The organism is Flavobacterium swingsii, from assembly GCF_900111965.1.
GTDB lineage: Bacteria > Bacteroidota > Bacteroidia > Flavobacteriales > Flavobacteriaceae > Flavobacterium > Flavobacterium swingsii.
In genome coordinates this window covers 145,400-159,909 of the sequence record NZ_FOJT01000003.1, presented here as the reverse complement: position 1 = coordinate 159,909, position 14,510 = coordinate 145,400, and the positions used below count along the sequence as shown (strand labels likewise).

The window sequence follows — 14,510 nt, the reverse complement described above, 5'->3', positions numbered from 1 at the left end:
CTATTTGAATTGTCAATTGTTAATTATCCATTGTTAATTGAATTATGCTTCTGCTAACATTTTTTCTCCTGCTTCGATAGCGTCTTCAATAGTTCCTTTAAGGTTGAAAGCTGCTTCTGGCAAGTGATCTAATTCACCATCAATAATCATATTAAATCCTTTGATAGTATCTTTAATATCAACTAAAACTCCTTTTAATCCTGTAAATTGCTCAGCAACGTGGAAAGGTTGAGATAAGAAACGTTGTACACGTCTTGCTCTTGATACCGATAATTTATCTTCTTCAGAAAGTTCTTCCATACCCAAAATCGCAATAATATCTTGCAATTGTTTGTATTTTTGAAGAATTTCTTTTACTCTTTGTGCACAGTCATAATGCTCATCACCTAAAATTTGTGGAGTCAAAATTCTTGAAGTAGAATCTAACGGGTCAACCGCTGGATAAATACCTAACTCAGCAATTTTACGAGACAATACTGTTGTAGCATCTAAGTGAGCAAATGTTGTTGCTGGCGCCGGGTCAGTTAAGTCATCCGCAGGAACGTAAACCGCTTGTACAGATGTAATAGATCCTTTGTTTGTAGATGTGATACGCTCTTGCATCGCTCCCATTTCGGTAGCTAATGTTGGTTGGTATCCTACTGCAGATGGCATACGACCTAAAAGTGCCGAAACCTCAGAACCTGCTTGTGTAAAACGGAAGATATTATCTACGAAAAACAATACATCCTTACCTTGATCAGTTCCTGCTCCGTCACGGAAATATTCTGCAATAGATAATCCAGAAAGTGCCACACGTGCACGAGCTCCTGGTGGCTCATTCATTTGTCCGAAAACGAAAGTAGCTTTAGACTCTCTCATTCCTGGCATATCTACTTTAGATAAATCCCATCCTCCATTTTCCATAGAGTGCATGAAATCATCACCGTATTTTATAATTCCTGACTCTAACATCTCACGAAGTAAGTCATTTCCTTCACGTGTTCTTTCTCCTACTCCTGCGAATACTGAAAGTCCACCGTGACCTTTTGCAATATTGTTGATTAATTCTTGAATCAATACTGTTTTACCAACCCCAGCACCACCGAACAATCCAATTTTTCCTCCTTTTGAGTAAGGCTCAATTAAATCGATTACTTTGATTCCTGTAAATAAAACTTCAGAAGAAGTAGATAAATCTTCGAATCTTGGTGCTTGACGGTGAATAGACATTCCGTTATCACCATCTTTTGGTAAATTTCCTAAACCATCAATTGCATCACCAATTACATTGAAAAGACGTCCGTAAACATCTGCTCCAATTGGCATTTTGATTGGGTTTCCAGTTCCAACAACTTCATAACCTCTACTTAAACCATCAGTAGAGTCCATAGAAATTGTACGTACTGTATTTTCTCCGATATGAGATTGTACTTCTAGTACTAATAATGTACCGTCTTTCTTAGTGATTTCTAACGAATCATAAATTTTTGGAAGCTCAACATCTTTACCGTTGAATACTACGTCTACAACTGGCCCGATGATTTGCGAAACTTTTCCTATTACTTTTGACATTGCTTATGTATTTATTAAATAGCTATTTAGGTTTGTTGAAAATATGTCTATTTTCAGAGTGCAAAGATAATTTTTTAAAATATAAAATCAATATTTTTTTTATGTTTTTTAATGTCTTTTTGAAATCGATTTTTGAGGTATTTTATTTAAAACAAAAAACCACCAACTTTCGTTGATGGTTTTGATATCTATTTGCTCTTTATTATAAAGAAGCAGGATATTGTATTTGATAATTTCCTAAATCGACAGGTCTCAATGTAGAACCGTATTTAGCATTAATTGCTTCTAAGAATTTATTAGCAATAAGCGCATATCCTCTAGCACCTGGGTGAATTCCATCTAGAGAGAAAGCGCCACCAGTTACATAAGTTGCAGACATGTGATAATTTCCAAAACGGATTCCTCCATTTACCAACTGATCCATAATCGCTTTAGCATCAACAAATGCTAATCCATTTGTATTTGCAGCAGCTTCAATAGTTATATTATAATGATCTGTAGCGGCTTTTATTTCAGCTGCTTCATCCTTAGACAACACCCATTTATCAGCCAATGGCACACTAACCCCATTAATAGCAGCAGGATTACCACCTACTAAAGTCCCTATAAATGAACTTGATGGCAATACTAAGAAATCTTCAGCAGTTGCTGGTCTATATGAAGGAATAGAATATGGCGTAAGATTTGTCAGGTAATTATCAACAATAATTACAGGATTTTTACCCACAACAAAAACAACTTTTCTTCTATCTGCCTCCGCTTGAGACAATCCTAAATTAGCCACCGCAAATGCTAAACCTCCGTTATATGAAGCGAAACCAGAATTTAATTGAGCTACTTGGGCAGCATTAAGCGTTACTGGATTATAAGGAACTCTTGTAAAATAAGGCAACGTACTTACGTATGGTAAATTTGCAACCACACCTTTTTTTCCTCCAGCAGCTAATTGAGTAGCTAAAGAGTTATACGCACCATCAAAAGTTGCATCCGGAGTAATATTACTACCTGTCGAAGCTGATTCTGTTGTAGTTACCCCACCTCCTGTAGCATATCCTAAAACATCATTACCACCAATCCACAAAGAAAAGAAAGTAGGGTTTTGAGATAATGCATCTGCCAATATCGTAGTGCTTGCAGACGAAGAAAATCTAGAAAAATAAGGACTTGCTAACCCTCCAGGAACACCTGCAGCATTACCATAACCTGCAGCTAATAGATGAAAACTTTTAGCCCCCGGAACTCCTAAGTTACTAAATGTTCCTGACAAATGATTAAGTACTTCTGTTACAACTGGACCAGCTACTGGTGTTGGACCAACTCCATTAAAATACAATCTTGTTCCTTGTATTGTATTTCCACTAAACAACAGACCTCCTTTATTGTCATCTCCACAAAAAGGTGTTGTAAATACTCCACCACCAGCTTGAGCAAACTGCCCTGCAAGAATGTTTGGGTAAGAATTTTCTTGTCCTTTTTTAAACAAAGCTCCGTCGCTATAACCAGCAGCAAATGAATCTCCCAATGCTACGTATGTAGAAAAATTAGCTGAACCTGCCGTTACAGGAACTTCTGCAGTTGTTTCATCATCATCATTATTACATGCTACAAAGCTTAAAGAAACTAATAGTAGCCATTTGATATTTTTTATCATAATTCTTTATTTATAAAATTATTATATTTTTATTACGGGTTGATAGTCCAAGATGCATAGTATTGTTGCCCAATTGCTCCAGCTCCTAATACTTGTATGTAGTCCTTACCTCCTAGATTAGCTCCACCAACTTTTATAACTGATTTTAAGAATGGTATTGCGTAGTTAATTTGCGCATCGAAAACAACGTTTTCTGGAATCATACCATCTACAAATGTTGATTGCCATAAGTATTCGCTGTTCCATCTTACGTTTGTATTGAAACCAAAGTTTTTGAATAATTTGTCGTTACCAAAACTTGCTTTTGCTCTGTGTTTAGGCGTATTGAAACCTGCTTCGAAACTTGGATCTGTTGATTGGTCAAAATCAAATTGAGAATAGTTATAACTACCTCCTAATTCGAAGTTTTTGTACACTTTTCTAGACAATCCCACTCCAACTCCTAATGATTTTACAACCGCTTTAGAATTTGTATATACATTGAATGTTCTTCTATCTCCATTGTCTAACGCCGTTGCAGCATCAGCTGTTCCAATTGCTCCGTATAAAGGTGCAATTGTGTTAGTTTGACTTAAGAAGTCATTGTATTTATTATAATAACCATTAAGATCTACAGAGAAATCTTTAATGATTGTACGATATCCTAATTCTATTGCTTGCACTCTTTCTGGCTTAACCAAAGTAGGGCTTGCAACCACAAGTAATGAAGAAGCAGTTGCTAATGGTGTTCCGCTTGCTCTAGCTGCAGCATAAGATTTATAAGATTCAACCGTATAAGCTTTATAATAAGCATTTTCTCCTGTTAATGTAACAGTTGCTGCATTTCCTAAAGCTTGTCCAGCAGCACTTACGCTTCTTGTTTCAACATATCTTGTTAAGTTCTCAGGTGCAGAACCAATTAATGCGAATGGACCTAAATCTAAACCAATATACTGATCTTGTGTGGTTGGGTTACGGAAACCTGTTTGGTAAGAAACTCTAAGATTGTGTTGCTTGTTTGCACCAGCACCATAAGTAAAAGATATTCTTGGAGAGAAGTTTCCATCAAAGTTTTTAGATTTATCGTAACGTACAGATCCTGTAAATTTCAATCTATCTTCCATAAATTTCTTTTGAATTTGAGTATAAACTCCGTATTCATTATATTTTAAAGGTTCGGTATAATCTGTAAAGATAGATCCGTAAGAATTCATTACGTATTGTCTTCCAGAACCACCAACTTGAATTTCAGCAAATTTTACTAAATCTTTAAAATTATAATTTACATCTGCATGATATAATTTAGAATTGTCTTGGAATTTAGCTCCTTTTGTAAAATCTGGATCTTTAATAATTGTTGCTAATGCTTGGTTAAACTGTGCAGATCCTGCCTCAAATCTTGGGCTTCCTATAGGAGCTGATGCAAACTGTGGTAATGTATTGAAACCAGCAGTTGTAGGTAAGTTGTTATAGTCAGCATAATTTCTACCAATAGCAGCTGCCTGACTTGCACTTGAACCTAAATAGGCTTGAGATAATTGAAATGCAGTTGCATAGTTTGTAAACCATTCTGTATCCGATTTAGCAGCTCTATTTACATTCCAAGCAGCAAAACGTGTATCGTAAGAATCCCCAGCATTTTCAGCTGTTCTGTAAACTCTTGCGAAGAAATTTTTCCCTTTTACTTCCAATTTGGTTTGATCCATGTAGAAGTTTTTAAGCGCATATCTGTTAGCCCCTTGGTATACTGTGTTACCAAAACCTAATTTGTGTTGCAAGATGATTTCGAAATCATTTGCCCAAGGCTTAAAGTGTAAAGAGAAATCTGCTTTTACGCTTTCAATCTTATTGTCAGTCAAATCTTGTTCTCTATAACCCGTTCTACTTACTTGTCCAACATTTGGAATAAAAGTTGTAACCTCATCACCATATAAATTTACTCCATCATAGTTTTGATTGTTTGCATGCCCTATTGCTCCACCATCTAGAGCTCCGTTAGAAACATTTCTGTCATCTGAAGCAATCCATTCTTTAGCACCTAAATAAGAAAAATTCCCTTTTGCAGCAAAATGATCTGTAAATTTTTTAGCTGCTCTAAATCCGAAATCGTAAAAAGGATTGTTTCCAGCTGTTGTTTGAGATGTTTGTCCGTATTTCATGTAAGTTGAAATTCCTTCTTTAACGAAAGGACTTCTACTGTTCATAAACATAATTCCGTTGAATGCATTTGCACCATATAATGCAGAAGATGCACCTGGCAAGACCTCAACACTAGCTACATCAATATCAGAAACTCCTAATAAGTTTCCAAGAGCGAAGTTAAGCGCTGGCGAAGAATTATCCATACCATCAACTAACTGCATAAAACGTGAATTTGCAATGGTTGCAAAACCACGTGTGTTTACTGATTTGAAAGAAAAACTACTTGTATTAAAATGCACATCTTTTAGATTTTCTAATCCTTCGTAAAATGAAGGCGCAGTTGTGTTTTTAATATCTTTTAGTCCCATTCTTTCGATAGTAACTGGAGATTCTAGGATTCTCTCTGGAGTTCTAGAAGCAGATACCACAATCTCGTTTAGAGAGGTTGCTTCTTCTGATAAAGTTACAATAATTTCTTGTTCTTTCGAATTTACTACAACTGTTTGACTTGAGTAGCCCATCATTGAAACTTCGAGAGAAAAAGGAAAAGAGTTCTGGTTCTTAAGTGTGAATTTTCCATCGAAACCCGCAGAGGTTCCTGTAGAACTTCCTACAACTTTAACATTAGCACCAGGAATGGGCTGATTGTTAGCGTCCGTAACTGTTCCTGAAATTGTATTTTGCGCAAACGAAAGTCCGCAAAAAAACAATGACAAAATAATAAAATAGATTCTCATTCGTTTTGATTTTTATTGGTTTAGATAGCCAAATTACAAATATTTTTATTACCAAATGAAAAGATTCGTGAAAAATTTAGGGACAATTTTGCAGTTTGTCGATTATTTTTGTTTTTCGTTTTTGCTCTTTTTTAAATTTTTATCAAAAATTTAACATTTACCTACACAAAAATTACTATGCATACATAATAAAACGAATTATGCTAATAATAATTTAAAAATAATGAGCTTTTAAAATAAATGAATTACATAAAAAAAGTGAGATAAAATCTCACTTTTAATAAAAAATATGTTCTTTTTTAGCTATTCTACAGTAACAGACTTGGCTAAATTCCTTGGCTGGTCCACATTACACTCTCTCATAACCGCAATATGGTATGATAATAACTGCAACGGAATAGTAGTTAACAATGGTGACATAGCATCGGCAGCATCTGGAATTTCAATAACATAATCGGCTAAATCACGAACTTGTGTATCTCCTTTGGTTACAATGGCAATAATTTTTCCGCTTCTTGATTTAATTTCCTGAATATTACTTACCACTTTGTCATAATGCCCTTGTTTAGGGGCAATAACAACTACTGGCATTTGTTCGTCTATTAACGCAATTGGTCCGTGTTTCATTTCGGCAGCTGGATAACCTTCTGCATGAATATAAGAGATTTCTTTTAGCTTCAAAGCACCTTCTAATGCTACTGGAAAATTATAACCTCTTCCTAAATACAAGAAATTTGTAGCATCTTTAAAAACTGCTGCTATTTCTTTGGCTTTGTCGTTTGTTTTCAGTGCTTCGGCAACTTTTTCAGGAATAATTTCTAGTTCCTGTAAGTATCTATGAAAATCTGAATTTGATAAAGTTCCTTTTGCTTTAGCCAAACGCAAGGCAATCATTGTTAAAACAGTAATTTGTGTGGTAAAAGCTTTTGTAGAAGCTACTCCAATTTCTGGTCCGGCATGAGTATAAGCGCCAGCGTGAGTTTCTCTAGAGATAGATGAACCTACAACGTTACATACTCCGAAAACAAAAGCTCCATTTTCTTTGGCTAGTTTTATTGCCGCAAGCGTATCTGCTGTTTCTCCCGATTGAGAAATGGCAATAATAACATCATCTTTGTTTATAATTGGATTTCTGTATCTGAATTCTGAAGCATATTCTACTTCAACTGGGATACGAGCAAATTCTTCAAAAATATATTCAGCCACTAATCCTGCGTGCCATGAGGTTCCGCAAGCAATTATGACAATGCGTTTTGCATTGGTAAACTTATCTATATTATCTTCTATTCCTGCCATTCTGATTAGTCCTTCATTTGCATGAAGACGACCACGGTAAGTATCTTTGATAACGTTTGGTTGCTCGTAGATTTCTTTCATCATAAAATGATCGTAACCTCCTTTTTCAATTTGCTCCAAGTTCATTTGAAGTTCCTGAATATAAGGATCTACAAGAGAATCATCTTTTATTTTACGAATTTTCAATGGTTTGTGCAAGCGTACAATGGCCATTTCTTCGTCTTCTAAATAAATAGCATTCGAAGTATATTCGATAAACGGTGTGGCATCGGAAGCGATAAAAAATTCATCTTTTCCTATTCCTATTGCTAATGGGCTTCCCAAACGGGCAACCACAATTTCATCTGGTTTTTGTTTGTCGAAAACACAAATAGCATAAGCACCAATTACTTGATTTAATGCGATTTGAACTGCTTTTCCTAGTTTAAGGTTGTCTTTCTTTTGTACGTCTTCAATAAGATTTACTAACACTTCTGTATCTGTATCTGATTTGAAAGTGTAACCTCTATTGATTAATTCTTTTTTTAACGGCTCATAATTTTCGATGATTCCGTTGTGAATTATAGCAAGATTTCCTGAATTTGATAAGTGTGGATGCGAGTTTACATCATTAGGAACACCATGTGTAGCCCAACGCGTATGACCCATTCCTATTGTCCCATTAGTAGAAATTTCTTTTGATGATTTTTCCTCAAGATCAGAAACTTTTCCTTTAGTTTTAGATAATTTTAAATCTTTACCATCATAAAGTACAATTCCAGCACTATCGTAACCTCTATATTCTAGACGCTTTAGTCCTTTTATTACAATTGGGTAAGCTTCTCTGTGACCTATATATCCAACAATTCCACACATAATTTATCTTAATTAGGTTTTGTATAATAAATTTCAAATTTTATTCTGTCATCATAATCTCCATCTGTAGGAAGATAATTACTTCCGTATAAAACCGTTCCTAATGGGCTCATTACAGAAGAAACAGGGAACTTAGTCATTTTTTTACTTGAATCTGTAAAACTAGGTGCTGAAAATTCTACTGGATTTAAAACTCCAAAGCTAGACACATTAATATTATTAGTAACAACAACTCCTAAGCGTACATTTTTTGTAACACCAGTTGTTTCTTTGAGTATGTTGTTAATATGTTCTGTTATTCTAATTTTATATTTGTCCTTTGCTGTACTTCCTGTCCCTACAGTTTCTATTATACCACCGTGCACAAATTTATTTAAACTCCCATCATTTGCATTTACAGAACTATCTAGATAATAATCGTAAAGCGGAACATTAGTGTCTGTATTAAAAATATGAATACGTTGTGACTTGTCTTTATCACTATTCATTGCTGTTTTGTTTACAGTAAAGGTTAAGTTTGCTTCATTTACCAATACATTTTTAGATTTCAAAGTAGCTAACTCATCTGAAGTAAACAACTCTAAAAATGCCATAGAGCCCTGACCTCCTTTTAGATATAAATTTTTGTCTTCTGTTTGCGGAACGTTATTCATAGCAGTTGTATAATCTATTCCTTCATTTGTGTTCGTAAATAAACCAACGGTGTTTCCAGACATGTTTAGTGTAAGACTGGCCATTTCTCTGTTTGCACTAGGTGTAGGCGAACTTGGCGCATCTACAAGGTCTTGTTTGTAATATATAGTAACATCTCCTTTAGCAAAATCTAATCCCATCGAAGTTCCCTTGCCCGCAATAGATTCGCTTACTTGGAAATATAATCCTTTGAAATAAGATTTGAAAGCATTGTTGTTATCTAAATTAGCTGCTGGAGCTAGAATTATATTATTTTTAAAATAATCATTATCTAAATGCAAACGCATTCTTGGCGAATTGTGAGATTCTACTTCTGCAGTAATAACGTTGTTAACTACTTTATATTTCTTGTATTCTCTAGTATCAGGAACAAAAGCAGTATTTTCATTTCTTATTTCTGGAGTTAAAGAATTATACACTCTATTATTTAACATCGGTCCGTCTATATTAGCACTAAAATTAGCATCTTCGTCCGAATAGTGTTTTTGTGCTCCAAATGTAACTGGATCGGAATCTCTAAGATAAACTCCATTTCTAAATACTTTTAAATCTATTGGGTCATAGGTATTTGCAGCCGTGTTGGTTGTATAAATTGAATTTAATCGATAAGTTCCTATTCCGTTTGCATCTGTTGATATTATTGTACTAAAATACGGAACAGTAAGCACAACACTATCAATTGCGACATGCGATTTAAATGTTGGTTTTAGTGTTGCTAATGACAATTGAGTCACAAAATTTGTTGTTATTTTTCCTAAAACAGTATTAGAATTTACAAGTACTCCTAACTGATTAAAAAACATGTTACTTGATTCTACAGCTGGAACTTTCTGATTGTATGCTTTTACGCTAAAAAGTTCAGGTGTAAGAGTAAAATTATCATTCCCTACAATATCTGAACCTAATGTATTGTAATCTTTATCGCATGAAGCAAAAAATACAGCAACTAAAACTACAGTTACTTTTCTTAAAAAAGTGGTATTCATCATTAACCTAATATTTGATTTTTGTAAAATTCTGTGTACGCTTCCGAAAACGTATCTTTCTGGGCGAAAGGTAAAAAAGGTTTTTTTGAAGCATCTATAAATTTTGTTAAATTTGAAGAAATGCTTTCTGAGGCGATCACAATTCCATCAGAGTGGTTTATCGATGCCATCATAATGTTTTCGAAAGTAGGATTGTCAAGCTCAGCAATAGCGCTTTGAGGAATTCCGTCAAACTGTACTTTTTTGCCCATTTCAGCATCTAAACTTCCGTCGAAAGACTGATTAAAGACTGAGGTTACAATTTTAGTATCCGCAAACAAAGCTTCATCTTTATAATAATGCTTCATATATATAGGAAGCATCGCTGCCATCCAACCTTGCACATGTATAATATCTGGAACCCAGTTTAGTTTCTTAACGGTTTCTACAACTCCTTTTGCAAAGAAAATAGCACGTTCGTCATTGTCTGGAAACATAATTCCTTCTTCGTCGGTAAATGTAGCTTTGCGTTTAAAATACTCATCATTATCGATAAAATAAACCTGAATACGCTCTTTTGGTATCGATGCAACTTTAATAATTAGCGGCATATCTACATCATTTACCACAAGATTCATTCCCGAAAGACGAATAACCTCGTGCAATTGATGTCTTCTTTCATTTATATTACCGTAACGAGGCATAAAAATTCTTATTTGCCCACCTTGATCATTAATCATTTTTGGCACATCGTATGACATCAAAGACACCTCATTCTCAGCAAGATAAGGCACTACTTCTGATGATACATATAAAATTCTTTTATCCTCCATTTTTAGTTTTGTTTTGTTTATGGGACATAAATCACTTGCAAATTTACGAAAATTTATGTTGATATTGACTAAAATAGTAAGTTTGCACTGAATTTTAATGTTTTACGCATGATCATTTTTGATAAACAAACCGAGGTAAAAGCTTATTTGAAACCGTTTTTACAAGACAAAAAAACCGTAGGATTTATTCCTACCATGGGCGCTTTACACGAAGGTCATTTATCATTAATGAATGAATCGCTAAAAAATAACGATTATACAGTGGTTAGTATTTTTGTAAATCCAACCCAGTTTAACAATCCAGAGGATTTAAAAAAATACCCTAGAACTTTAGAAAGTGATGTCGAAAAAATAAAAACATTAAACCCTAAAATTATAGTTTACGCCCCTACTGTCGATGATATTTATGAAGGAAAAACAGTTTCAAAATCTTTCGATTATGATGGTTTAGAATTCCAAATGGAAGGCAAACACAGACCGGGACATTTTGACGGTGTGGGAACAGTTGTAAAAAAGTTATTCGAAATTGTAAATCCAACCAATTCTTATTTTGGTGAAAAAGATTTTCAACAATTGGCAATTGTTCGAAAATTAGTTCAAAAAAACAACATGTCAGTAAATGTAGTAGGTTGCGAAATTTTTCGTGAAGCAAACAAACTAGCGATGAGCTCTAGAAACGAACGCCTTTCGGCAGATGAAAGAGCAAAAGCAGCTATAATTTATAAAACTTTGGCGGAAGCCAAAAAACTTTTTGCCACGAAAACCGCTAACGAAGTAACAAAACGGACTGAAAAAATGTTCAAAAACCAATCGCTGTTTGAATTAGAATATTTCGAAATTGCCGATGAACAAACGCTTCTTACTTGCAAACGAAAAAGTAAAAACAAAAAATATCGTGCTTTTATTGCCGTTTTCGTTAACAACATAAGATTGATTGATAACATTTCATTAAAATAAAACCATATAGAAACATAGAAACAAGAATTAGATAAACCAATTCTTGCTTCACAAAGCTCTATTTTACTATAACAAAGTGAAATGCTTTTATAAAATTTCAAATTCTATGATTCTATATAGTTAAAATAATAATAATTTAATTACACCCAACGGGTTAAAATAATTACCTTTGTGCTATGCAAATTGAAGTTGTAAAATCTAAAATACACCGAGTAACAGTAACTGGCGCCGATTTAAATTATATCGGAAGCATTACTATTGACGAAGTTCTACTCGAAGCGTCTAATATTATTGAAGGCGAAAAAGTGAATATTGTAAACATAAATAACGGAGAACGTTTTGAAACTTACGCTATAAAAGGCGCAAAAAATTCGGGCGAAATCACGCTAAATGGTCCTGCGGCTCGTAAGGTTCACAAAGGCGATGTTATTATCATTATGTCTTATGCTCGTATGGATTTTGAAAAAGCAAAAACCTTCAAACCATGGTTGGTTTTTCCTAACGAAAAAGACAATTCGTTAACGTAACGTGAGAAACAAACTAAGCACCTATTCTGGCGTGATTCTTCCTATTTTACTAGGCTTAGGACTTACATTGTATATCTATAATTCTTTTACCGCTACACAATTAGCGCAAATGAAAGGCTATGTAATATCTGCAAATTATAATTACATTTCGTTTTCGCTTGTAATTGCCATACTAGGCTATGTTTTTAGAGCGTATAGATGGAAATACACTTTAGCAGAAATAGGTAGTTATACCGGCTTCAAAATTAATTTTTTAGCCGTAAGTATCGGTTATTTCGTGAATTTAGGAATCCCTCGTTCTGGCGAAGTTTCTAGAGCTTTGGTACTAAAAAAATACCGAGATGTTCCTTTCGACAAAGCCTTCGGAACCATTATAGCTGAAAGAATAGTCGATTTTATCATTCTTTTGTGTTTAATTGTTACCTCAATAATATTAGAATTTTCGACACTCAAAAAATTCCTTTTATATTACATTCCTATTAAGTTATTAATTGTGTTTGCTATATTTTGTTCCTTAGGACTTATTGCAACCGTTTATTTGTATAAACATTCTAAATGGAAATGGATTCTTTTCATAAAATCTAAAGTTGAAGGATTAAAAGAAGGTGCTTTTAGTGTTTATAAAATGCCTAATAAATTTCCTTTTTTAGTATATACATTCCTTATCTGGCTTTCCTATATATTAATGTTTTATTTTGCTGTTTGCTCAATAGAAGCAACGGATTCAATGTCATTAGGAACAACAATTGTAGCCTTTGTTATTGGCGGATTAGTGATGACTTTCACCAACGGGGGTTTTGGTTTTTTTCCTGTACTAATTGCAAAAATATTATTGCTATATGGCATTCCTGAGCAAGCAGGAAACGCATTGGGTTGGATTATTTGGATATCACAACTCATCATAACAGTCCTTCTTGGTGTTTTTTCTTTTTTAGCGCTTCCAATCGTGGGTAAAAGAAAATAAATTATTATATTGCTAGTTCAAAAAATCACGCTATTATAATTTTTAATATTATGAAAAATATATTCATTGCTATATCATTATTGCTTTCTGCAACACTATTTTCTCAAACCACAGATGTAATTCACTCAGAAAAATTAGACGCTGACAGAGAAATAACTATTAAGTTACCTGCTTCATACGAAAAGAATCTCGAAAAAAAATATCCTTTAGTTTTAGTTTTAGATAGCGAGTATTTATTTGCTCCTTTTGCAGGAAATATAGCTTTTGGAAATTACTGGGATGATATTCCAGAAGTTATTTTAATAGGAATACACCAAAACAAAAAAGATGAACGTTACGACGATTCTGAATTTGATGAAACAACTGGTTTACCATCAAAAAAAGGAGGCGCTTTTTTCGAATTTATTGGTGCAGAATTAATTCCACATCTTGAGAAAAAATACCGAATCGCACCATTCAAAATTGTTGCAGGGCTAGACGCAACCGCAGGATTATTAAACTCATTTCTGTACAAAGATATTCCGCAATTTAGCGCTTATATTTCTTTAAGTCCTGAGCTAGCAAAAGGAATGATAGAAAGAATTCCTGAAAGACTCGCAGCCACAAAAGAACCTTTGTTTTATTACCAAGCAACATCAGATGGCGATTTGAAAAAATTTCAAAACCAAATAAAAGCTTTAGACAAAAATATTGCAACCGTAAAAAATCCGTTGTTAAACTACAAATTTGATGATTTTAAAAATGCCTCACATTATTCGTTGGTATTAAACGGGATTCCGAACGCTTTATACCAAATTTTCTCTGTTTACAGACCAATATCTTCTTTAGAATACCAAGAAAAAATTGCCGTTTTACCAGACAGTCATGCAAAATATCTTGTTGACAAATACGAAACTATCGAAAAATCATTGGGTATAAAAATGAATGTCAGATTGGGAGATTTTAAAGCCATCGAAGCAGCTATTTTAAAAACTGGCGACTTCAAAGGATACGAAGAATTAGCCCAAATTTCTGGTCAGCAGTACGAAAAAAGTATGTTGTACGATTACCACATGGCGATGTTTTACGAAAAAACAAAGGACTATAAAAAAGCAATGAAATTTTATCAAAATGCGTTTATGAAAACAGAAATTCGTGAACTAACAAAAGACATGATGATGAATAAAGCAGAAGATTTAAAAAAATTAATCCCTGTAAAAGCTAAAGGTTTAAAAGGTGGTAAAGCCAAAGAAATTATTGAAGAAACTCCAGCAACTGACACTCCAACAACTGACGCTCCTCCAACCGATACGCCAACAACAGACGCTCCTACTGAAACGCCTGTAGAAACCCCAACCGAAGAGAAAAAACCATAATA

The 14,510-nt window shown here is 34.0% G+C and carries 10 protein-coding genes; 4 read left to right on the top strand and 6 right to left on the bottom strand.

All coding sequences use genetic code 11. The annotated features are described in order from the left end of the window. Nucleotides 1–42: 42 nt before the first annotated feature. The 6 genes from atpD to BM053_RS05830 all read right to left on the bottom strand — a co-directional run bounded on the left by atpD (nt 43) and on the right by BM053_RS05830 (nt 10,705). Nucleotides 43–1,554 carry a F0F1 ATP synthase subunit beta gene (gene atpD, locus BM053_RS05855; protein WP_091475083.1) on the bottom strand — a complete coding sequence of 504 codons (1,512 nt, stop codon included), beginning with the start codon at nt 1,552–1,554 and terminating at the stop codon, nt 43–45. A 202-nt stretch (nt 1,555–1,756) separates the two neighbouring features. Continuing rightward, the gene (locus BM053_RS05850) at nt 1,757–3,205 is read right to left on the bottom strand and encodes an SGNH/GDSL hydrolase family protein (protein WP_091475080.1); all 1,449 of its coding nucleotides are present in this window, start codon (nt 3,203–3,205) and stop codon (nt 1,757–1,759) included. Nucleotides 3,206–3,237: 32 nt separating this feature from the next. After that, complete coding sequence (locus BM053_RS05845; protein WP_091475078.1) at nt 3,238–6,063, bottom strand: TonB-dependent receptor domain-containing protein; 2,826 nt, start codon at nt 6,061–6,063, stop codon at nt 3,238–3,240. A gap of 303 nt (nt 6,064–6,366) precedes the next feature. Continuing rightward, nucleotides 6,367–8,214: a glutamine--fructose-6-phosphate transaminase (isomerizing) gene (gene glmS / locus BM053_RS05840; protein ID WP_091475075.1), complete on the bottom strand. Its 1,848-nt coding sequence runs from the start codon at nt 8,212–8,214 to the stop codon at nt 6,367–6,369. An 8-nt stretch (nt 8,215–8,222) separates the two neighbouring features. Further along, nucleotides 8,223–9,896, bottom strand: coding sequence for a BamH family beta-barrel-assembly machinery protein (locus tag BM053_RS05835; protein WP_091475072.1), 1,674 nt, complete (start codon nt 9,894–9,896; stop codon nt 8,223–8,225). Beyond that, complete coding sequence (locus tag BM053_RS05830) at nt 9,896–10,705, bottom strand: glycogen/starch synthase (RefSeq protein WP_091475069.1); 810 nt, start codon at nt 10,703–10,705, stop codon at nt 9,896–9,898. Before BM053_RS05830 ends, BM053_RS05835 begins: the two co-directional genes overlap by 1 nt. A gap of 108 nt (nt 10,706–10,813) precedes the next feature. Here BM053_RS05830 and panC point away from each other — a divergent pair, with 108 nt between their 5' ends. From panC to BM053_RS05810, 4 genes are all read left to right on the top strand, one after another. After that, nucleotides 10,814–11,662, top strand: coding sequence for a pantoate--beta-alanine ligase (gene panC / locus BM053_RS05825; RefSeq protein ID WP_091475067.1), 849 nt, complete (start codon nt 10,814–10,816; stop codon nt 11,660–11,662). A gap of 176 nt (nt 11,663–11,838) precedes the next feature. Then, entirely contained in the window at nt 11,839–12,189 is a 351-nt protein-coding gene (gene panD / locus BM053_RS05820; RefSeq protein ID WP_091475065.1) for an aspartate 1-decarboxylase, read from the top strand. A gap of 1 nt (nt 12,190) precedes the next feature. Continuing rightward, a complete protein-coding gene (locus BM053_RS05815; RefSeq protein WP_091475063.1) occupies nt 12,191–13,153 on the top strand; it encodes a lysylphosphatidylglycerol synthase transmembrane domain-containing protein in 963 nt (320 codons plus the stop codon). Between the two features lie 50 nt (nt 13,154–13,203). Next, complete coding sequence (locus tag BM053_RS05810) at nt 13,204–14,508, top strand: alpha/beta hydrolase (protein ID WP_091475059.1); 1,305 nt, start codon at nt 13,204–13,206, stop codon at nt 14,506–14,508. Nucleotides 14,509–14,510 lie beyond the last annotated feature (2 nt).

What these genes read in the sequence shown, in the direction of transcription:
- panD (WP_091475065.1), top strand. Translation starts at nt 11,839, where the DNA reads ATGCAAATTGAAGTTGTAAAATCTAAAATACACCGAGTAACAGTAACT.
- BM053_RS05850 (WP_091475080.1), bottom strand. Translation starts at nt 3,205, where the DNA reads ATGATAAAAAATATCAAATGGCTACTATTAGTTTCTTTAAGCTTTGTA.
- BM053_RS05830 (WP_091475069.1), bottom strand. Translation starts at nt 10,705, where the DNA reads ATGGAGGATAAAAGAATTTTATATGTATCATCAGAAGTAGTGCCTTAT.
- glmS (WP_091475075.1), bottom strand. Translation starts at nt 8,214, where the DNA reads ATGTGTGGAATTGTTGGATATATAGGTCACAGAGAAGCTTACCCAATT.
- atpD (WP_091475083.1), bottom strand. Translation starts at nt 1,554, where the DNA reads ATGTCAAAAGTAATAGGAAAAGTTTCGCAAATCATCGGGCCAGTTGTA.
- BM053_RS05835 (WP_091475072.1), bottom strand. Translation starts at nt 9,896, where the DNA reads ATGATGAATACCACTTTTTTAAGAAAAGTAACTGTAGTTTTAGTTGCT.
- BM053_RS05810 (WP_091475059.1), top strand. Translation starts at nt 13,204, where the DNA reads ATGAAAAATATATTCATTGCTATATCATTATTGCTTTCTGCAACACTA.
- panC (WP_091475067.1), top strand. Translation starts at nt 10,814, where the DNA reads ATGATCATTTTTGATAAACAAACCGAGGTAAAAGCTTATTTGAAACCG.
- BM053_RS05845 (WP_091475078.1), bottom strand. Translation starts at nt 6,063, where the DNA reads ATGAGAATCTATTTTATTATTTTGTCATTGTTTTTTTGCGGACTTTCG.